This window comes from Lacticaseibacillus sp. 22 (genome assembly GCF_055413445.1).
In genome coordinates this window covers 1-1433 of the sequence record NZ_JBVAYD010000065.1, presented here as the reverse complement: position 1 = coordinate 1433, position 1433 = coordinate 1, and the positions used below count along the sequence as shown (strand labels likewise).

Annotated in this window: 2 protein-coding genes; both read right to left on the bottom strand. The window is 47.2% G+C overall.

All coding sequences use genetic code 11. The annotated features are described in order from the left end of the window. Positions 1–38: 38 nt before the first annotated feature. Positions 39–920, bottom strand: a complete 882-nt coding sequence (locus tag ACWP87_RS13730; protein WP_223804839.1) for an IS3 family transposase — start codon at positions 918–920, stop codon at positions 39–41. Further along, on the bottom strand, positions 884–1433 hold a 550-nt coding region (locus ACWP87_RS13725), incomplete at its 5' end, for a helix-turn-helix domain-containing protein (RefSeq protein WP_107755084.1). The genes ACWP87_RS13725 and ACWP87_RS13730, both read right to left, overlap by 37 nt.

Genomic DNA, 1433 nt, shown 5'->3' with positions numbered 1-1433 from the left:
TGAAGTGCAACAAAAAAGTTAGACAGTTGGAAAATTAGTTACGCAGCGGTCTGATTCCGATATTCAATCGGGGTCAGGCCATTTTTATTGAGTGAAATACGGTCATGATTAAACCACGTGACGTAATGATCTACGATTTGCTTCAGTTCCTCAAGATCCTTGATTGGTTGCCGATTGAGCCGTTCTCGTTTGAGTAGGTTGAAGAAGCTTTCCATTGGTGCGTTATCATGGCAATTACCTTTACGAGACATGCTGGGAACGATGCCCATGGCGTGCACCTGAGACTGGTATTCACGGGTTTGGTATTGCCACCCTTGGTCAGAGTGCATGATGGGTGTGACGCCAGCGGGGAGTTTCTTGGCCAAATCGTCAAGCGTTAGGTGGAGTTGTTCTTTGTTCGCAGAGTTGCGCACAATGACTGTAATAACCTCTCGACTGGCCTCGTCAATGATGGCCGAGATATAGCCCCAGCTGTGGTCAAGCAGTCTGACTTGCGTTACGTCGGTGTGCAGGACAGCGAAGGGCTCCTGGGCATCGAATTGTTGGTGTAACAGGTTGTCGTTCACGGTGCCTACTTTTCCCTTATAGGAGTGATAGCCGCTAGTATGGCGAGAATACAGTGTGACACTAAGATTCAATTGCCCCATTAACCGTAGAATTGTATTGGGTGAGCATTTAAAGCCGGCTTTTCGTGCCATCACATGAATACGGCGATAGCCATAGGTCTCATATGAGTCATGGAAGGTCTTCTTGATAAATACCTTCAAGGCGGCATATTTATCCGGCTTATTCTTGCGGTGCAAGCGGTCATAGAAAGTAGCCCGAGGCAACTGTGCCAATGCCAATAATTCCTTCAATGGATAGTCATGCCGTAACGCGTCAACTACTGCTGTTTTTTGGGCGGCAGATTGTTCTTCGATACGGCCCCTAATTTTTTTAAAAAGTCACGCTCCATTCGCGTATGGTATAACTCGCCGCGTAATTTCAGGATCTCTTGCTGGTAAGCTTCCTTCTCACTAAGCTCAAGCTTCTTAACTTGTTTGGGTTTCTTATGTTTCACTGTAGACCGCCTTCCTCGCGGTTTCGGACGCAACCCAGCCACTCCCTCAGTCTTGAAGATCTTCATCCAGACAGCCACCTGCGAGGCATTGATCCCGAAATGAGCAGCCGCAGATACCACACCCGCACCACTGGTTTGGTAATAGTCTACCACGGCCAGCTTCTGTTCCAGAGAATAAAATGTCTTCGTATGCTTTCGCTGAAGAGATTCAAGTCCATGGACTTGGGCTTGCTTAACCCACTCTCGGACTGGTTTCGTTGACGGGATACTGTATTTAGTGCAAAGGCTGTTATAGGAAACCCGTCCAGAAAGATACTCCTGTACAACCTTCACCTTGAACTCACTTGAATATTTAGTCATAAAAATACCCCAC